Source organism: Mycobacterium neglectum (genome assembly GCF_002591975.1).
Classification (GTDB): domain Bacteria; phylum Actinomycetota; class Actinomycetes; order Mycobacteriales; family Mycobacteriaceae; genus Mycobacterium; species Mycobacterium neglectum.
On record NZ_NVQE01000020.1, the window covers coordinates 65392 to 83183 of the forward strand.

At 65.6% G+C, this 17792-nt stretch carries 15 protein-coding genes and 3 pseudogenes; 7 read left to right on the forward strand and 11 right to left on the reverse strand.

Features of this window, described 5'->3' with window-relative positions; all coding sequences use genetic code 11:
* Window positions 1-3 precede the first annotated feature (3 nt).
* On the forward strand, window positions 4-1056 hold the full coding sequence (locus tag CSQ99_RS17065) for a DNA polymerase IV (protein ID WP_099040180.1): 1053 nt from the start codon (window positions 4-6) through the stop codon (window positions 1054-1056).
* Here CSQ99_RS17065 and CSQ99_RS17070 read toward each other — a convergent pair.
* Window positions 1053-1928, reverse strand: coding sequence for an SDR family oxidoreductase (locus CSQ99_RS17070; protein WP_099040181.1), 876 nt, complete (start codon window positions 1926-1928; stop codon window positions 1053-1055). The two genes, CSQ99_RS17065 and CSQ99_RS17070, sit on opposite strands and share 4 nt — an antisense overlap.
* Before the next feature lie 10 nt (window positions 1929-1938).
* Window positions 1939-2577: a TetR/AcrR family transcriptional regulator gene (locus CSQ99_RS17075; protein ID WP_099040182.1), complete on the reverse strand. Its 639-nt coding sequence runs from the start codon at window positions 2575-2577 to the stop codon at window positions 1939-1941.
* Between the two features lie 196 nt (window positions 2578-2773).
* Here CSQ99_RS17075 and CSQ99_RS17080 point away from each other — a divergent pair.
* Window positions 2774-3049 (forward strand): annotated as a pseudogene (locus CSQ99_RS17080) (transposase); the annotation flags it as partial.
* Here CSQ99_RS17080 and CSQ99_RS17085 read toward each other — a convergent pair.
* Genes CSQ99_RS17085 through CSQ99_RS17095 form a run of 3 tightly spaced genes read right to left on the reverse strand, consistent with a single transcriptional unit; the run spans window position 3042 to window position 6827 of the window.
* Complete coding sequence (locus CSQ99_RS17085; protein ID WP_099040184.1) at window positions 3042-3500, reverse strand: DUF6262 family protein; 459 nt, start codon at window positions 3498-3500, stop codon at window positions 3042-3044. The pseudogene CSQ99_RS17080 and the gene CSQ99_RS17085 sit on opposite strands and share 8 nt — an antisense overlap.
* Entirely contained in the window at window positions 3490-5772 is a 2283-nt protein-coding gene (locus CSQ99_RS17090; RefSeq protein WP_245908958.1) for a tyrosine-type recombinase/integrase, read from the reverse strand. The genes CSQ99_RS17085 and CSQ99_RS17090 overlap by 11 nt, the downstream gene beginning before the upstream one ends.
* Window positions 5742-6827, reverse strand: a complete 1086-nt coding sequence (locus tag CSQ99_RS17095; RefSeq protein ID WP_099040218.1) for a tyrosine-type recombinase/integrase — start codon at window positions 6825-6827, stop codon at window positions 5742-5744. The genes CSQ99_RS17090 and CSQ99_RS17095 overlap by 31 nt, the downstream gene beginning before the upstream one ends.
* 132 nt (window positions 6828-6959) lie before the next feature.
* Here CSQ99_RS17095 and CSQ99_RS17100 point away from each other — a divergent pair.
* The 3 genes and pseudogenes from CSQ99_RS17100 to CSQ99_RS17110 form a co-directional block, all read left to right on the forward strand.
* Window positions 6960-7981, forward strand: a pseudogene (locus CSQ99_RS17100) (IS3 family transposase); the annotation flags it as partial.
* Window positions 7982-8011: 30 nt separating this feature from the next.
* Window positions 8012-9484, forward strand: a complete 1473-nt coding sequence (locus CSQ99_RS17105) for a cytochrome P450 (protein ID WP_099040186.1) — start codon at window positions 8012-8014, stop codon at window positions 9482-9484.
* A gap of 2 nt (window positions 9485-9486) precedes the next feature.
* Window positions 9487-9870 (forward strand): hypothetical protein, encoded by a 384-nt coding sequence (locus tag CSQ99_RS17110; RefSeq protein WP_099040187.1) that lies wholly within the window; start codon window positions 9487-9489, stop codon window positions 9868-9870.
* 48 nt (window positions 9871-9918) lie between these two features.
* Here CSQ99_RS17110 and CSQ99_RS17115 read toward each other — a convergent pair whose 3' ends face one another.
* Window positions 9919-10422 carry a 2-isopropylmalate synthase gene (locus CSQ99_RS17115; RefSeq protein WP_176561058.1) on the reverse strand — a complete coding sequence of 168 codons (504 nt, stop codon included), beginning with the start codon at window positions 10420-10422 and terminating at the stop codon, window positions 9919-9921.
* 157 nt (window positions 10423-10579) lie between these two features.
* A pseudogene (locus tag CSQ99_RS17120) lies at window positions 10580-10861 on the reverse strand (ABC transporter permease); the annotation flags it as partial.
* Window positions 10862-10917: 56 nt separating this feature from the next.
* On the opposite strand from CSQ99_RS17120, the gene CSQ99_RS17125 reads away from it, so the two are divergent.
* Window positions 10918-11682, forward strand: a complete 765-nt coding sequence (locus CSQ99_RS17125; RefSeq protein WP_099040188.1) for a sulfite exporter TauE/SafE family protein — start codon at window positions 10918-10920, stop codon at window positions 11680-11682.
* A gap of 5 nt (window positions 11683-11687) precedes the next feature.
* On the opposite strand, the gene CSQ99_RS17130 is transcribed toward CSQ99_RS17125, so the two are convergent.
* From CSQ99_RS17130 to CSQ99_RS17145, 4 genes are all read right to left on the reverse strand, one after another.
* Window positions 11688-12755, reverse strand: coding sequence for a phosphotransferase family protein (locus CSQ99_RS17130; RefSeq protein WP_099040189.1), 1068 nt, complete (start codon window positions 12753-12755; stop codon window positions 11688-11690).
* Between the two features lie 12 nt (window positions 12756-12767).
* Entirely contained in the window at window positions 12768-13595 is an 828-nt protein-coding gene (locus tag CSQ99_RS17135; RefSeq protein WP_099040190.1) for a class I SAM-dependent methyltransferase, read from the reverse strand.
* 98 nt (window positions 13596-13693) lie between these two features.
* Window positions 13694-15055 carry a neutral zinc metallopeptidase gene (locus tag CSQ99_RS17140; RefSeq protein ID WP_099040191.1) on the reverse strand — a complete coding sequence of 454 codons (1362 nt, stop codon included), beginning with the start codon at window positions 15053-15055 and terminating at the stop codon, window positions 13694-13696.
* Window positions 15056-15228: 173 nt separating this feature from the next.
* On the reverse strand, window positions 15229-15996 hold the full coding sequence (locus tag CSQ99_RS17145) for an SDR family NAD(P)-dependent oxidoreductase (RefSeq protein WP_099040192.1): 768 nt from the start codon (window positions 15994-15996) through the stop codon (window positions 15229-15231).
* 99 nt (window positions 15997-16095) lie between these two features.
* Between CSQ99_RS17145 and CSQ99_RS17150 the strand changes: the two genes are divergently transcribed.
* Window positions 16096-17628 (forward strand): molybdopterin-dependent oxidoreductase, encoded by a 1533-nt coding sequence (locus CSQ99_RS17150; protein ID WP_099040193.1) that lies wholly within the window; start codon window positions 16096-16098, stop codon window positions 17626-17628.
* Window positions 17629-17792 lie beyond the last annotated feature (164 nt).

Genomic DNA, 17792 nt, shown 5'->3' on the forward strand with positions numbered 1-17792 from the left:
GCGATGAGTGGTCGCTGGGTTTTGCACGTCGACCTGGATCAATTCCAGGCCGCTGTCGAGGTGCGGCGAAACCCCGACCTCGCCGGACTGCCGATCATCGTCGGCGGCAACGGTGATCCGAACGAGCCCCGAAAGGTCGTCACCTGCGCGTCGTATCCGGCACGGGCGTTCGGCGTCCACGCAGGCATGCCACTTCGCACTGCGGCGCGCAAATGCCCCGACGCGACCTTTCTCCCGTTGGACACCGACGCCTACGACGAAGCCTCCGAAGAGGTGATGAGCCTGTTACGCGACTTCGGCCATCCGGTCGAGGTATGGGGCTGGGACGAGGCGTACGTCGGTGCCGATCTGAACGACACCGATGACGTCCTCCAATTAGCGGAACAGATTCGTGAAGTCGTGGGCGCGGGCACGGGATTGTCGTGTTCGGTCGGTATCAGCGACAACAAGCAGCGGGCCAAGGTGGCAACCGGTTTCGGCAAGCCCGCCGGGGTCTATGCCCTCACCGAGGACAACTGGATGGCGGTGATGGGTGACCGCGCCGTCGATGCGCTATGGGGCGTCGGCCCGAAGACGGCTAAAAAGCTTGCGGGCATGGGTATTACCACCGTCGCCGATCTGGCTTCCACCGACGCGCAACTGCTGACCTCGACGTTCGGCCCGACCACCGGTCTGTGGATTCTGCTGCTGGCGAAGGGGGGTGGCGACACCGAGGTCAGCGCCCAGCCGTGGGTTGCCCGCTCGCGCAGCCACGTGGTGACGTTCCCTCAGGACCTGACTGACCGCGCTGAAATGGACTCGGCCGTAGTCGAACTCGCTGATCAGACGCTCGCCGAGATCGTCGACCAGGGCCGTGTGGTCACCCGAGTGGCGGTCACAGTTCGCACCAAGACCTTCTTCACCCGCACCAAGATTCGTAAGCTGCCGTCGGCGGGCAACGACCAACAGATCATCGTCGCCACCGCACTGGATCTGCTGCACCAGTTCGAATTGGACCGACCTATCCGGCTGCTCGGGGTGCGATTGGAACTCGCCCCACCCGACGGCGGTTACTAGTTCCTGCTCGACGACTTCGGTCGCAGCGCACGAGTGAACAGCACGTTGACCTGGCGCATCGCCACGCTGTAGGGCCACCACATCGTCCTCTTGAACATGTACAGCGCCCGGATGTCCGGCGATGTGTAGATCAGGAACCGGTTGCGCCGAACGCCACGCAGTATCCGGTCGGCGACATGTTCGGGTGACACCGCGTGACCGCCGAACCGATCCGTCCACCGTTTGACGCTTGGGTCGTCGCGGTCCACGCCCGCGATCTGGATCGTCTGCACCAGCGGCGTTTTCACCGCGCCGGGCACGACGACCGACACCCCGATGCGGTGTCGCGCCAGGTCGAACCGCAATACCTCGGAGAGGCCACGCAACCCGTACTTGCTCGCGCTGTACGCGGCGTGCCAGGGCAACGCCACCAGACCGGCGGCCGAGGAGACGTTGACCAGATGTCCGCCCCTGCCTGCCGCGACCATCGGCGGGACGAATGACTCGATGACGTGGATCGGCCCCATCAGGTTGATGTCGATCATCGATTTCCAGTGCTGGTGCGTGAGAGTCGAGACCGTGCCCCAGGCAGACACACCCGCGATGTTCATCACCACATCCATCGCCTGGTGTTCGGCGTGAACGTCGGCGGCGAACTTGTCGACGGCGTCGTAGTCGGAGATGTCGAAAGCGCGGTGCACGTGGACCACCCCGCCCAGCGCCCGGGCATCGGCGACAGTCTTTTCCAGGCCCTCGGCATCGCGGTCGGTGAGAAACAGTTCGGCGCCCTCGGCAGCCAGCTTCAGCGCGGTCGACCGCCCGATACCGCTGGCGGCTCCGGTGAGAAGACAACGCTTGCCGGCGAAATCGTTTCCCGCAGAGAGGCCCGCCATGTCGCTGACACTACCTAGGCGTCTTCGGGTCCGATCCGCCCCACATCGCGTTCAGCCACAACTTCTCAACGATCTCGACGGCACGCGAGGGCTCCTGCCCGCGGCCGACGAACGTGCTGTCTTGCGTCAACGTCATGGTGGTCACCGCCGCCATCGTCCGCACGAGGGCCGGCAGGTCATCGGAGATCGGCCGTAACTCGGAGTCCTGCTCGAGAAGGGTGATCAGCTTGTCGATGATCCCGTCGTAGAAGTCGTCCATCATCTCGCGGATCTGCGCATCGGTGTTCCGGGCGACCGCGCACGCCGTCAGTACCGGGTCGTCGTTCGCGTACACGGCCGCGGCACTGCCGACCATCCGCTTGGCGAACACCGCAGGCGTCTCCCCCGGCTCGCGCGGCGCGAAGTGATGGGTCAGGCTGTCGAGAAGCTCATCCGCGTCGGCGAGGATCACCGCGAGCACTGCGTACTTCGAGTCGAAGTAGAAGTAGAAACCCGACCTCGCGACACCGGCGCGTTCACTGATGGTGCTGACGGACAAATCGGCGAACGATCGCTCATGCAGAAGTTCACGTACCGCGGTCACTATGGCATCGCGCTGTCGGTCCCCCCTGCTGCGACGGACCTCACGGGATGTGGACTCAGCGGTCATGGGTGTAGACCTTCGCACCGCGACACGCTCGATCCAAACTTGACATGCGTCAAGTCTGCCATTCAGGATGAGGATAGGAGTGACAACGCCCACAGTCAGGCCACAGTCACCTTTCGCTTGAGGAGCCCCGATGCCGACGACCATCTGATCCGCCCCGGTGTGTCCGGAGAGTTCTTCCGTTGGGAAGGATGGGCGCGTGGGAGCGAAGTCATCGAGGCGGTATCCGGAGGAACTGAAGGCGCGGGCGGTGCAGATGGTCGCCGATCTGCGCAGCGAGACGGTCTCGGAGTGGGAGGCGATGGGCCGGGTGGCTGACCTGCTGGGTGTTGGTACTGCGGAAACGGTGCGCAAATGGGTTCGCCAGGCCGAGATCGACGCCGGCTCGCGGGCGGGGCAGACCAGCGAGGAATCCGAGGTGCTGCGTAAGCTGCGTCGAGAGAACGCCGAACTCAAGCGCGCCAACGTTATCTTAGGCTTGGTCGACTGTTTGGTGGCGTGAGCTCGGTATTTGTGTCGTGGACGGTGTCCGTGACGTGGGTGGCGGCGATGCGGTTGGCGCGGAGCTGTCCGTGCAGGAGTGCGATCTGGTTGCGTAGTTGACGGTTTTCGTCGTCGAGTTCGCCGATGCGTTGGTGTGCGAGAGTGAGGCGTTGCCGGAGCGAGGCGTCGGATCCGCGCTCGATTCGGGTGGGTGCCGATTCGGCTGTCTCGGGTGCGGCGGTCAGTCGGCGGAGTTGGTCGCGCAGTTCGGGCTGGGCGTAGAGCCATGAGCGGGAGACTCCGGCGTGGGCGGCGATCTGGGTGACGGTACGGCGCCCGCCAGTTTCGCCGAGTTCGTGTAGGGCATGGCGGGCCCGTTGGAGGGTGTCGGCGCGGCGGCGTTGGGCAGCGGCGACGAGGTGGTGGCTATTGTCATGGCGCATTGGATGATTCCTTCCCGCAGCATGTTTCGCTGTCTGCTGCGGCGCACCGGCAGTCGCGTTGGTCGGCATCGAGGGTGGTGATGATGGTGAGCAGGTTGGTTTCGACGGTGCGGTTCATCTCGGCCAGGCGGGTGTGGCCGTCGGTCTGGGCGCGGGTGATCAGCGCGCGGGTGTCGTCGAGCTGCTTGCGGTGTTGGGGTAGGAATTCGGCGGTCGTGACGAACAGCGGGCAGGTCAGGCAGGCGTTGGCGTGCGGGCACGATTTCTGCAGCGGTAGACCGCAGTAGCCGTTGGGCAGTGCCATTTTCGCGCGGGCAAGGTTCTGCTTCATCCACTCGCCATCAGCGAGCGTCCCGTCGATCGTGGTGTCGATGGGCTCACCGCGGATGTTGATCTTCTGGGCGCGTTCCCACTGCTCACGTATGGTGGTGTCGGCCAGTCGGGCATACACGGCGGTCATGGTGTGACTGGTGTGGTCGAGCAGGCGTCGGACCACCTCTTGCGGCACCTCATGGTTGATCCATCGTGTGGCTGCCGTGTGCCGGAACTGATGAGCGGTGACATGCACTGGCTCACCGAGTTCATTTGTGACACCACATGTTTCGAGCCACTGCCCGAGCTGGAAGTGGAACGTCGCGGTGGGAATGGGCAGCCGGCCGTCGGGATTAGCGCTGCCGCGCGGCAACAGCACACCCGTGGTCGGGAACTGCTGTCGGGTGCGTTCCTGCTGCGTCTGGATCATGGCGGTGAGTTCGTCGTCGATGGGCACCACCGCGTCGCGGCGCATCTTGTGGTTGCGGTAGCGCAGATAGACCGCGCCCTGCGGGTCGCGGACCAGGCAGTCCAGCGCCAGCCGGGTGGCGTCACCGATGCGCAACCCGGTGCGGATGAGAATCTCCACCAGCAGCCGGAACCTCGGGTCGGCGATCCGGTCGAGGTTGGCGCGGCCTTCCAGCTGGCCCATGACGAACTCGGGAATCGCCCGCGGTGCCGGTGTCTCGCCGCGGCGGGGCTGGTCGCTGGGATACAGCTGCGCCTCCGCGGGCAGCGACGCCCAGCGGTGCTGGCGCACGGCATGCAGAAACCCGGTCACGGCGCCGATATCGGTGCTGCGGGTCTTTGGGTGTGGGAGCTCGACCAGCAGTCGGGCCAGATAGCCCTCCAGCGCCTCGCGGTCGAACGCGCTGGGGTCTGTCGAGCTCGCCAACCCTGGCGTCAGCCGCGACAGCCGCACCAGCGCGATACGGTCCTTGCGCAGCTGGCCCAGCCCGACACCACACGACATGCGCCAGCGGCACCATCGCTTGGCCAGCTCCCGTAACCACAATGGTTGCACCACAGTGAAATCCAGCCGAGCACCGTCGTGGTCGGCGACGCCGAGGCGGCGCAACCGCCACACGTCACGCTGGTATTCGCTGTCCCAGCCGGTCCCGTCGCGCACGTCGAGCAGGCACTCGATGGCGTAGCCGAGGAACGCCCGCGGTGTGTTGACCGACGCCGCGGCAGGCAGTCCGGTCAGCCAGTCGGCCAGCGGACGCTCCAACAGCGACTCGGCGCCACTGGCGACCAGATGGTCCAACAGCGGTTTGATTGATCGGGGCGTGGTGCGGGTCCGGTTCGCATCGACCCGGCATTGCAGCGCATAGCCGATCTCCAACCGCAGCCGCGGCGGTAGCGGCCGCAGGTCGAAACGGTCCTCGCCGTAGCTGACGCAGAGGGCGATGAACTCGGCGGTCGGCGGGCGCCCACACTGGCGCCACCGAGCGTGGTGGGACCGGCACCAGCCCCCGTCCAGTTCGGCCCACAACGTGCACCCCGGGACCGCGCACACCGCCGCCGGCGTGCCGGCGACCTCTGGCTTCAACAGCTCTACAGATGGTCGTCCGGCTCTGTCCCATCCTTGGGAATGCTTGTAGCACAACCGATACCGATGCTGACCAAACCCGCATTCGTGCACCAGGCACGATTGCAGCGCTCGATGGCCCATCACCGTGGGATCCGCGGTCGCGGCCCAGACCGATCGGTCCGGGCGACCGGCCTGTTTCCATCGGCCCAGATGGGCCAGACACAGCGCGGCGTAGCGGCTGGAGTGCACACACCCGGGCACCGCACACGCGGGCGTGCCAAGGATCGGATCGCCCACCGCGGGCACCAGCACGTCGAGCCGGAACTCCGGACGCACCACCGCATCCAAGCGCTCGGTCAGCGTCGGAATGAGCGGCTTGGCCAGCGCCTCGACGCTCACCGCGGTTCGTCCCGATCGGTCAGCCACCCCGCGGTCACCAAGGCGCGGCGCGCATCCTCGACCTTCAGGTGCGCGTACGCGTCGGTGGTGGTGGCGATCGACGCGTGCCCTAATAGATGCTGCACCACCTCGACCGGCACCTTGCGGCGCAACAGCTCGGTCGCATACGTGTGTCGAAACGAGTGCGGCCCGAACGCGATTCCGGTCCGCTCCCGAATCCGGCAGACCAGGTCATAGACACTGGGGTAGGCCATCGGACTCCCGATCGGACCCGACCATAGGTTGACGAACACGTAGTCGCTGTCCAGATCGCCGTACTCGGCATGCAGGTAATCGGCGTAGAGCCGGATCACCCGGGCCGGCACCGGCACCTGCCGGCCGCCTCCGCCCTTGGCCCGCGCCCGATTCGAATTCCGTCGCGGCACTACCGAAACCAGGCGCGCTGCGGCGTCGATGTCGCTGTGGCGCAACCCCAGTGCTTCACCGATCCGCAGCCCGCACTCGCTCAATAGGGTGAACAGAAATCGGTCCCGTAGCCGATCACACGCGGCCGCGATCACCGCAATCTGCTCAGCGTCCAGGGTGTCGGGGATGCGCCGCTCGGCTCGCAGCCGGATCAGCTTGCTGCGTTCCGGTCGAGTTCCCAAGTGCGCCAGCAGCGGCCGCCACGATCCGCCGCGTGTACCGCGCCGCTGCCAGGTTGTCAGCAGATCACCAAGATCCGCACCGTGGCGTTGATGGAACTCATAAAGCGCCGAGATCGCCGACAGCTTGCGGTTCACCGTCGACTCCGCGCAGCCACACTCCACCGTCGGCAGCGCAGCGACGTTACCCGCCCGCGCCGCCGCGGGAAGCCGCAGCCACGCCACGAACCGGCCCACGTCCTCCAGCCGCACCCGCGTCCACTCCAACCCACGCTCATCGAGGAACTCGAACCAGTCCCGCAGATCATGCGCATAGGCCTTGACCGTGTTCGGTGAGCGCTCGACTGCGTGCAGATGCGACAAGAACGCCTCGACCGGCTCCACCACCGCCGCATCCCGATCCACCAGCGTCCACGATTCGGGGTCGCCAAAGGGCATCACCACCGACTGCACCCGCAGCCCAGGACCCGTCACAGACACCGAAGATAATCGGTCTACAACGCATTTCCCGACAACTTCGAACGCGTGTCGTCTACATCGTGAACAGCTTCCTCGCGACCCTAGATAACCAACGCGATCTTGAAGGCGGCCTCGGTTTTCTTCGCCGCCGAGCTCGACCGGCCGTCTCAGTAGTCGTGGAGTTCATCAGCGCCCACCAGCACACGCGGGTGGGCGCTGATGGTCTCAAGTGGGGTGTCGAGTCGATGTGCGCCGTGCTTTCAGAGTTCGGCGTCACGATCGCCCCGTCGACGTATTACGCCCACCGCGCCCGCCAGAGTGGTCCGTCGAAGACCGACTGGGCTGACGCCGCGGTCATCGACGCGATCTGGCGGCTGCGTAAGTCGCAGTCGCTGTACAAGGTTCTGGGTGCCCGGAAGACATGGATCGTGTTGCGCACCAACGGACTCGACGTGTCTCGCTGTGTCGTGGAGCGGGTGATGCGAGAGATGGGTTGGCGGGGTGCGTGCAAGCGCCGCCGGGTACGCACCACCGTCGCCGATCCGGCGGCGACGCGGGCCCCGGATCGGGTCCGGCGCAATTTCGTCGCCGGCGCACCCGACCGGTTGTGGGTGGCCGATTTCACCTATTGCCGGACCCGCGCCGGCTGGGCTTACACGGCATTCGTCACCGATGTTTATGCCCGCAAGATCGTGGGCTGGAAGGTCGCCACCGAGATGACCCAGAAACTGGTGACTGATGCAATAAATCACGCCATAGACACCAGGAAGCGTTCTGGTGCAACCTCTTTGGAGTCTCTCATCCATCACAGCGATGCGGGATCTCAATATGCGGCGGTCGCGTTCACCGACCGCCTGGCCGCTGAGGGGATCGTGCCGTCAGTGGGATCGGTGGGCGATAGCTTCGACAACGCTCTGGCCGAATCGGTGAACAGCAGTTACAAGACCGAACTCATCGACCTTCAGCCGCTGTTTCCCGGTGCCACCGAGCTATCGCTGGGAACCGCCGAGTGGGTGGCTTTCTACAACCGGCAGCGGCCCAATGGATACTGCCAGGACCTGACACCCGACCGGGCCGAAGCCCTCTACTACCATCGCCAACGGCACCCTCATACCGAGGAGGCACTCAAATAACAGAGCCTCCCGACATGCCGGGGTGGATCAATCAGCACCAAGGACTACCTGCTCGACAAGGCGAAGCGGCGGTTCACCCCGTCGATCACCAACTTCCCCGGCTTGGGTGCCGTCGAGAAGCGGCTGCTGGCCCGCGATTGGCCGCAGCACCCGTTGGCCGAGCCTCCCGCGGGCAGCGGACTCAAGCCGGTCATGGGCGACGCCGGCCTGCCAATCCTCGGCCACATGATCGAGATGTTCCGCGGCGGTCCCGAGTTCCTGCTGCACTGTTATCGGACCCGCGGACCAGTGCTGTTCGCCGACTCGCCGGTGCTGCCCGCGGTCACCGCATTGGGCCCAGATGCCGCGCAGATCATCTATTCGAACAAGGGCAAGGACTACTCGCAGGAGGGCTGGATTCCGGTCATCGGGCCGTTCTTCCACCGCGGGTTGATGCTGCTCGACTTCGAGGAGCACATGTTCCACCGCCGCATCATGCAGGAGGCGTTCGTCCGCACCCGCCTCGTCGGCTATACCGAGCAGGTCGACCAGGTGGTGTCCAAGGTCATCGCCCAGGACTGGGTCGCCAACGACGCCCGCTTCCTGCTCTATCCCGCGATGAAGCAGATGACGCTCGATATCGCCTCGATGGTGTTCATGGGCCACGAACCGGGCACCGACCACGAGCTGGTCACCAAGGTCAACAACGCCTTCACCACGACGGTGCGGGCGGGCAACGCGATCATCCGCACCAGCGTGCCGCCGTTCACGTGGTGGCGCGGCCTCAAGGCCCGCGAGCTGCTGGAGCACTACTTCGAGGCGCGGGTGGCTGAGCGCCGCGGCGCCGAAGGGTCCGACCTGCTGACGGTGCTGTGCAACACCGAAGACGAGGACGGAAACCGGTTCTCCGACGACGACGTCGTCAACCACATGATCTTCCTGATGATGGCGGCGCACGACACCTCGACCTCGACCGCCACCACCATGGCCTACTACCTGGCAGCCAACCCCGAGTGGCAAGACCGTTGCCGCGATGAATCCGACCGGCTTGGCGACGGTCCGGTGGACATCGAGTCGCTGGAGAAGCTGGAAACGCTCGACCTTGTCATGAACGAGTCGATACGGCTGGTGACCCCCGTGCAGTGGGCGATGAGGCGCACCGTGCGCGACACGGAACTCCTCGGCTACTTCCTTCCCAAGGGCACCAACGTCATCGCCTATCCAGGCATGAACCACCGGCTCGAGGAGTTCTACCCCGATCCGTACACGTTCGATCCGGGACGGTTCGCCGAACCGCGCAACGAGCACAAGAAGCACCGCTACGCCTTCACGCCGTTCGGCGGAGGCTCGCACAAGTGCATCGGCATGACGTTCGGCCAGCTCGAGGTGAAGACGATCATGCACCGGTTGCTACGCAAGTACCGCCTGGAGTTGCCGAAGCCCGGTTACAAGGCCACCTGGGACTACGGCGGTATGCCGGTCCCGATGGACGGTCTGCCGATCATGTTGCGACCGTTGCGCTGACCGTGACCAACAACCAGCACTCATTGGCCGACCGCACAGTCGACGCGTTGGCGGTGGGACGGATCGCGGCCGGGCTGTTGGCGTGGATCAGTCCGCGCCTCACGGCACAGGTATTCGGGATGTCGGATGCCGGCCAATCGGCTTATTCGTGGCGGCTTTTCGGTGTCCGCGATGTCGTCATCGGCATCGGCACGCTGCGGTCGTCCGGTGCACAGCGACGAGCATTCTTGACCGCCGGTCTGGCCTGCGACGTGGGTGACGGCGCCGCTGGGGCAGTCGCGATGCGCCGCGGCGACTTCAAGCGATCGAGTGCCGGCGCACCGGTCACCGTGCCGGTGCTAGCGGTCGTCCTTGGCGGTTGGGCTCTGCGCGGGCTCCTGCGCTAAGCCACCACTGCGGCGCGGTGAGTCAAGCCACCGCCGCGGAGCGGTGAATCAAGCCACCGACAGCAGTCGGTTGGCGCACGCGATCACCGCGCGCAATGCCGACTGCGTCGGATCGTCGGCGAGCCCCATTGCCCACTCGGAGTGCCCACCGTCGGAACCGCAGACGAACGTGGCGGTGTTCTCGCCGATGGGCAACTGGTGAAAGGCGGTCATTTCAACCGCGACCCCCCGCTCGTAGAGCATCTCCGTCAGCGCAGCGACCGGTCCGGACGCCTTGGCCGACGACGTGCTGATGCGGTCTCCAACGGCCAGCGTGGCCTGGTAGTTGCGCGCCTGCGGGCCCAGCCGGGTGGCGGGACGCTCAGCGTCGGTGCAGTCCCACTTGCCCAGCCGCAGAGGTCCCGTGGTTGGCGCGTATAAATCGAGGAACGTTTCGAAAGACATCGCATCGGCCTCCTCGCGCAGACCGCGGGGCATTGGCCCGTTCACGTGGGTCGCGAACGACGCTGCGCCGCTCAAGGGCCGTGCGCTGATTGCGGTTTCGAATGTCATGTGCCGGTCTTCTCAGTTGAGAGGAAGTGACCGACGAGGTAGCGACGACCCACAGCGAGGGGTCGGTCTGGATCAGACCCCGCTGCGGGTTGCTACTACGAGTCGCCTCGGCACGTTCGCGACTCTAGACGCCTGTGTACGAAGGTGCAAACACATTTCAGCGGACCAGTCGCCGAAGCAGCGAAGACGCCACAGCGACGCCGATGATGGCGGCCACGACCAGCACCGCGATATCGAGCACAGCGTTGGTCGGTGTGCCGATGAGCAGCCCTCGCAGCGCATTGACCTCATAACTGAGCGGGTTGACCGCCGACAGCCAGCGCAGCCACTGTGGCATGACGTCGACCGGGTACAACGCGTTGGACGCGAAGAACAGCGGCATCGTGATCGCCTGTCCGATGCCCATCAGGCGGTCGCGGTTGCGCACCAGCCCGGCCAGAGGTATTTCCCCCGGCGGATGCCTCGCTGCCCGCCGCGAAGTAACGTTTGCGCGCAATGACGTGGTGGGACGCGGCCTTTCTCGCCGCGGCGGGTGTGCTCGGCGGCCTCACCGGCAGCATCGCGGGGTTGGCCTCGGTCGCGACGTATCCCGCACTGCTGTTGGTCGGGCTGCCGCCGGTGACCGCCAACGTGACCAACACGGTGGCCGTGGTGTTCAACGGGATCGGGTCGGTACTGGGTTCACGCCCCGAGCTCGAGGGCCAGGGACCCTGGCTCAAACGCATCGCCCCGGTCGCGGTGCTGGGTGGATTGCTCGGCGCCGCCCTGCTGTTGTCCTTGCCCGCTGAGGGTTTCGAGAAGGTGGTTCCGCTCCTTCTCGCGTTCGCCTCGGTCGCGATTCTGATCCCGGCCCGCCAGCGCAAAGATGCGACGGTTGCCAGCCATCGAAGACATACGGTGACGCTGATACTCGAATCAGCTGCGATCTTCGTAATCTGTATCTACGGCGGTTATTTCGGCGCGGCCGCGGGTGTACTACTGCTGGCGATCCTGCTGCGTGCGGGCGGGGCGACGCTGGCGCATGCCAATGCGGGCAAGAACGTGATCCTCGGTATCGCCAATGTCGTCGCGGCGGTCGTATTCGTCTTTGTCGCACCGGTGCAGTGGTCGGCGGTCATTCCGCTCGGGCTCGGCTGCCTCGTGGGATCGCGGCTGGGTCCCATCATCGTGCGTCATGCACCTGCCAAGCCCATGAGACTTGTGATCGGCGCAGCCGGCCTGGCGTTGGCCGTCAAGCTTGGTGTCGACGCGTACGGCTGACGCCGCTAGTCGAGCTCAAACGGGTTGTCGCCCTTGACCACCCGGGTGCCGACATCGATCAGATTCTGGGCGTTGAAGTGCAACGCCTCTCCCGCGTCCCGACTCGCCTTACCCATCAGGTAGCGCGACCAGGTGCCCTCGATGACGACGCCGAGTTTGAAGCACGCCATCGCCATGTACCAGTCCAGTTTCGGCGTCTCGCGCCCGCCGGCGTCCCGGTAGGCCTCGAGGAGTTCCCGCCTGCTGGCGAGACCACCGTGCGCGGCCAGCGCGCCTCCCGCTGTGATGACGCTGGTGTTCAGCGGCCACGTGATCAGCATCCAGCCGAGGTCCAGCAGAGGGTCGCCGACAGTGCACATCTCCCAGTCGACGAACGCCGCCAACTCCGGTCGGTCCCGGCGGAGCAGGACATTGCTCAGGTGCGGGTCGCCGTGCATGATTCCCGGCTCGCTGTCCGGAGGAAGGTTGGCCTGCAGCCAGTCAGCGAGGTCGGTGACCGCAAGCGATTCGGGATCGTAGCGCTCGTGCCGGTAGCTTTCCAGCAGCCGGAGAAACTGCGGAACCTGGCGCTCCACAAAGGATCCCGGCCGTTTCAGCTCTGCGAGCGGCTTGTCTTCCCATGCGGCGTTCCCCAGCCGCGCGAGACTCGCGGCGTAGGAAGGGCCGACGTCATGTCGCAATGTCTCGTCGCGGATATAGGCCTCGGACACCTCGCTGCCCGGGTTGAAACCATCGATCTCTTCCATCAGGTAGAAGACGACCCCGAGCACGTCGAGGTCTTCGCAGCCTGCGATGAAGCCGGGATGTGGGACGTCTGTACCCGCGAGCGTGCGCAGCGCCGCCATCTCACGAAGCATCGTCTTGTCACTCGTGGGTCGCGGATGAAGGGGCGGCCGACGCAGCACCATCGGGCGCCCGTCGATGTGCACCCGCACCACGATGTTCTGAGTCCCACCGGTGAGTGGCTCGACGTCGGTCACGGCCGATCCCAGCCCTTGCTGTTGCGCCCAACGCTGCACCGCAGCCTGGTCGTCGTCGCTCAGTGTCGGCAGCTGCAGCACGTCATCGGGCATGCCTACATGGTGTCAGGTCTTGCGTGCCGTCAGCAGCAGGTACTCCCATTCCATCGTCGACGATTCGCTCAGGACGCTGTCGCCCACCTGCGCGATCGCTGCGTCGAGTTCGGCGATGCGGTCGTCGTCGCCTTCGATGTTGCGGTACACGGCGATCGTCGGCCCGTAGGTGGCCTTGAAGTAGTCGCGGAACTCAGCGCCGTCGGCGAATGTGTCGACTGTGAGCATCCGTCGCTCCATGACGACGTCGATGACGCCGTCGCCCAACAACGCACGGACATGGTCCTCGTTGCCCCACAGCGGCGGTGGCTGCGCACCGGGTGGTGGGGCCGGAGCGTAGGGCTTCATTGTCGCCCAGAGCTTTCCGATGTGACCCTCAGGTGTCCAGCTGATCACCCCGACCCTGCCACCCGGTTTGCAAACCCGAACCATCTCGCCGGCGGCGAGTTGATGGAACGGAGCGAACATCACGCCGATGCATGACATCACGACGTCGAATTCGTTGTCCCCGAAGGGTAATTCATGGGCGTTGGCCTCACGCCATTCCAGCTCGACGCCTCGGTCGGCGGCCAGCTGCCTGCCGTGCTCCAACAGGTCCGGGACCAGGTCGCTGGCGATGACGCTCGCTCCCGTTTTGGCGGCGGGTATCGACGCGTTCCCGGTGCCCGCGGCCACATCCAGGACGCGATCACCCGGCCCGATGCCGGTGGCCTCCACCAAAACCGGGCCGAGCGGAGCGACGAGCTCGGCGGCAAGTCTCGGATAGTCGCCCGACGCCCACATTGCGCGGTGCTTGGCGGCGACCTGGGCCACGTCAACGGTTGCGGTGGGGTCGGTCATGTCGAGGTCCTCCTCATCCGGTTCACCGCCTACTCAACGCTCGGAGGAGCGCGAATATCCGGTTATGACCAAACAACGTCCCCGACGATGCGATGAAGCTATGCCTGATAGTTCAGACAGGATTCGGCGCCGTTGATCACACCCTCGCGGTAGGCCTCCACCCGGGCCCAGCCCGCGCCCTGGCGTTCGACATCACCGTCACCGCGGAACACCAGCAGCGCCTTGATGCCTTCGTCCAGGTCTCCTGGCGAAATGCGATACGTGCTGGTCTCGGGACGGTTGTAGAGGATCACGCTCGCCGTATAGCCGCCGGCCAGGCAGTCGCCGCGCAGCGTCGAGGTCTTCACATCGGACTCGTCGCCCAGCCTGGTCAATGCCGCCAGTCCCCATTGGGTGGCGAGCAGCGTGACGACCGCATAGTCGCCGCCCTGGTTGTAGACCTCGGGCATCGCGTCGACGTTGTCCCAGCCGACGTAATCCTCTGGCACGCAATAGAACAGCGCATATCCTTCTGCTGACTGATCCCCGCACATCGGCGGAGTGGCTGGGTCGAACGGCTCTATCGCATGCAACGGCGTCCACTGCTGACCGTTCGAGATCTCGGGGTAGAGCTGAGTGAAGTAGTCCTCGATGTCGTAGGGCACCCCGTTGATGATCGAGTCGTACGGGGAGTCGCCACCGCGTGACGCATCCTCCTGGTCGTTGAACGGCAGTGCGAGCACCATCGGCTCGTCGTCGCGGTAGTCCTTGCACCTGTCCAGCCCGTTGTCGTAGCCGTCCTGGAAGGCGCTGACCCGGTCGAACCCACTGCCGTGAGCGTTCGGGTCGATCTTGGATGTGCCGGGCGTGTCACGCAGGTCGAGCACACCGGCCAGGGCGCTGTCCAGGTCGGCGGCGTTGACATCGAACACCTTGTCGTCCTGTGCGTGTTGTGACCATGCGCCCGCGAAGCAATCGGCTTGCAGTTCCTTCGTGACAGTGCGTCCGGTGAAGTTCGAGCGCGTCTGAACCGCATGGCCCCATTCATGCGCCATCACCACCGCGATGGTGAAAGGCCCGAACTTGTCCTGCAATTCGGGTAGCAGCTGCTGGGCGTCCCACGCGACGACGTCTTCGGTCGAGCAGTAGAAGGCGTTGCCGGCGACCTCTTCGGGCGAGGTGGTGCACGGCGGAGCAGGACTGTCAGCGGCGACGGCGTAGTAGCCGCCGGAGATCTGTTCGAACTCCTTGTCGTAGAGCTGCGGGTACTGCTCGGCCCAGTACTGCTCCAGGTCCGCGATCGCCTGCATTGCGATCTTGTTCACCGGTGCCGACGCGTCACCGTCGATCTTGACGTTGCTGGTGTCTGGCGCCCCGGCCTTCGTTTTCTCACCTTGTATCGGCGGCTCCGATTTGACGCCACCGCCGCAGCCGGCCACGAGCAGGACAACAGCCGCGACTGCGGCCACCCTTATGCGCATGGGCAAACATTAGCGTCAAGATCAAAATTTGGCGGGCAACGCGCGACCGGCAGGCGCCTCGACGCATCGGCCGAAGATGCCCACGCCTTGGCGATACCGGCAAAGTCGGAATTTTGCGATTTCGGTGCGCCTACGACCGCTCAGCGATCGTTAGCGCACCGAAATCACCATTACTACTTGGGGGCGAAGCGCTGGCCCGCGTCCAGGCGAAGGCACTGCCCGTTGAGCATCGGGTTCTCGACGATCGCGGCCACCAGCTTCGCGTACTCCTCCGGCTTGCCCAGCCGCTTCGGGAACGCCGCATCCTTTGTCAGCGCCTTGGCGAACTCGTCGGGGATGCCCTCGGTCAGACCGGTGGCGAACAGGCTCGGCGCGATCGCGAGTGCGCGGATGCCCAGGCTGCCCATGTCGCGGGCCATGGTCAGGCACATCCCGGCGATACCGGCCTTCGACGCGGTGTAGGCGACCTGTCCGATCTGTCCCTCGAAGGCGGCGATGGAGGCCGTGTTGATGATGACACCGCGCTCTTCCTGCTCGTCATCGACGAGGTCCTGCTTGCTCATCTGCCACCCGGCCAGCCTGCTGATATTGAACGTGGCGATGAGGTTGAGGTCGACGCTCTTACGGAAGCTCTCCAGGCTGTGCGGGCCGTCCTTCTTGACGGTGCGCTCTGCGGCGCCGCCGCCGGCAGTCGTGACGATGATGTGCAGTCCGCCCAACTGGTCGATGGCCTGCTGCAGTACTTTCTCCGTGCCTTCGAAGTCGGTGACGTCGACCTCGTAGAACGATCCGCCGATGGCGTCAGCGACTTCCTTGCCCTTCGATTGCGGGCGGTCCAGCACTGCCACGCTCGCGCCGCGCTTGGCCAGCAATTCCGCCGTCGCCTTGCCAAAGCCAGACGCCCCACCGACGATGATGGCCTTCTTGCCGTCGATCTCCATTTGAGCTCCCTTTCCAAAATGTGCCCGGACTGTAAAGCAACCTAGCTGATGTCACTTTTCGGTAAGCCTTTCGGGTCGGTGCGTGGGTAGCTTGGCTTCATGACCGCGCGTGGCGCCAAAGCGATGGCAGGCGTCGCCGCGGCCGCCGTCGCGCTCGGCGTGACCCAATTGCTGGCCGTTCTCTTCGGGCCCCAGTCCGACGCTCGCAATGCCGTCGGGTCGGCCGTCATCGACCTCACCCCCGGTCCGGTGAAGGAATGGGCCATCCAGACCTTCGGCACGGCCGACAAGCTGTTCTTGACGGTGGCCGTAGTGGGAGTGATCGCAGCGCTGGCAGCGGTGACGGCACAATACGAAACGCGCCGCCTTCCGGTGGGCAGCGCCGCGATCGTGCTGGCCGGGATCGCGGGCTGTGTAGCCGTACTGTCCCGCGCGGGCGCCACCGTCACCGATATCGTGCCGACGGTCATCGGCACCGTGTGCGGAGTCGCCGTGCTGCGACTGCTGATCTCCGGCCGGTTCACCGACGAGGTCGACGTCGACCCCTCGGCCGACGCCCCCGATCGCGGCAGACGACTGTCGCTCGTCACGCTCGGCTTCCTCGGGGCCGGGGCGCTCACCGGGGTCGGTGGCGCCGTGCTGTCGCGGCTGACGACCTCTGTCTCGGGCGACCGCAAAGCCTTCGAGCTCCCGCGGATCGACGTGGCCGCGCCGGCCGTTCCGCCGACTGTGCAGCCGCAGGGTGTTGCACTGCCGTCCTTCGTGACCGGCAACGAGGACTTCTACCGAATCGACACCGCCCTGTCGGTGCCACAGCTGAGCCGGGCGGACTGGGTACTGAAGATCCACGGCATGGTCGATCGCGAGATCACCTATCGCTTCGATGATCTCGACTCCTTCGAGGTCATCGAGAAGCTGGTGACTCTGACGTGTGTGTCCAATCCCGTCGGCGGAGACCTGATCGGAAACGCGGCATGGACCGGTTACCGGGTGCGGGATCTGCTGGCGCAGGCGGGCATTCACTCCGATGCGGACATGGTGCTGTCGAAGTCGATCGACGGGTTCACCGCGGGCAGCCCCGTCGAGGCCCTCACCGACGACCGCGACTCACTGCTCGCGATCGGCATGAACGGCCAGCCGCTTCCCACCGAACACGGCTACCCCGCACGCCTGGTCGTCCCTGGCCTCTACGGCTACGTGTCGGCCACCAAGTGGGTCGTCGACCTCGAGCTCACCCGATTCGATCGCGCGCAGGGATACTGGACGCCGCTGGGCTGGTCTGCGCGCGGGCCGATCAAGACGCAATCGCGCATCGACGTGCCACGCAGCGGTGCAGACGTGTCGCAAGGACCCGTCACATTCGGCGGGGTGGCGTGGGCGCAGGACCGCGGTGTGCGCTCCGTCGAGATCCGCATCGATGAGGGCGACTGGGAGCAGGCCGAGCTCGGCGCGAACTACGCCAACGACACCTGGCGTCTGTGGAGCTTCCCGTGGCAGGCCACCCAGTCGGGGTCCCACACAATTTCGGTACGCGCGACCGACAACGCGGGTGCTGTCCAGACCGCCGACCTCGCCGACCCGATTCCCGACGGCGCCACCGGCTGGCACACCGTCTCCTTCGCCGTCAAGTAATTCACATGCCTCCCCTCCAGTGAGAGCCCGTGTTTGTACGTCGACACGCCGCCATTGGCCGTACAAAACCGGTCGTCCCCAGCTGGCGCGGGGGCCCCACGCGGGGGGCGGCCGCCATGATCACCGATCTGCTCGGAGATGTCTGACACCCGTGCCAGGCTGAG

Excerpts from the sequence above, each read along its gene's own strand:
- CSQ99_RS17065 (WP_099040180.1), top strand. The coding sequence starts at position 4 with ATGAGTGGTCGCTGGGTTTTGCACGTCGACCTGGATCAATTCCAGGCC.
- CSQ99_RS17070 (WP_099040181.1), bottom strand. The coding sequence starts at position 1,928 with ATGGCGGGCCTCTCTGCGGGAAACGATTTCGCCGGCAAGCGTTGTCTT.
- CSQ99_RS17075 (WP_099040182.1), bottom strand. The coding sequence starts at position 2,577 with ATGACCGCTGAGTCCACATCCCGTGAGGTCCGTCGCAGCAGGGGGGAC.
- CSQ99_RS17085 (WP_099040184.1), bottom strand. The coding sequence starts at position 3,500 with ATGCGCCATGACAATAGCCACCACCTCGTCGCCGCTGCCCAACGCCGC.
- CSQ99_RS17095 (WP_099040218.1), bottom strand. The coding sequence starts at position 6,827 with ATGCCCTTTGGCGACCCCGAATCGTGGACGCTGGTGGATCGGGATGCG.
- CSQ99_RS17115 (WP_176561058.1), bottom strand. The coding sequence starts at position 10,422 with ATGACATTCGAAACCGCAATCAGCGCACGGCCCTTGAGCGGCGCAGCG.
- CSQ99_RS17125 (WP_099040188.1), top strand. The coding sequence starts at position 10,918 with ATGACGTGGTGGGACGCGGCCTTTCTCGCCGCGGCGGGTGTGCTCGGC.
- CSQ99_RS17130 (WP_099040189.1), bottom strand. The coding sequence starts at position 12,755 with ATGCCCGATGACGTGCTGCAGCTGCCGACACTGAGCGACGACGACCAG.
- CSQ99_RS17135 (WP_099040190.1), bottom strand. The coding sequence starts at position 13,595 with ATGACCGACCCCACCGCAACCGTTGACGTGGCCCAGGTCGCCGCCAAG.
- CSQ99_RS17140 (WP_099040191.1), bottom strand. The coding sequence starts at position 15,055 with ATGCGCATAAGGGTGGCCGCAGTCGCGGCTGTTGTCCTGCTCGTGGCC.
- CSQ99_RS17145 (WP_099040192.1), bottom strand. The coding sequence starts at position 15,996 with ATGGAGATCGACGGCAAGAAGGCCATCATCGTCGGTGGGGCGTCTGGC.
- CSQ99_RS17150 (WP_099040193.1), top strand. The coding sequence starts at position 16,096 with ATGACCGCGCGTGGCGCCAAAGCGATGGCAGGCGTCGCCGCGGCCGCC.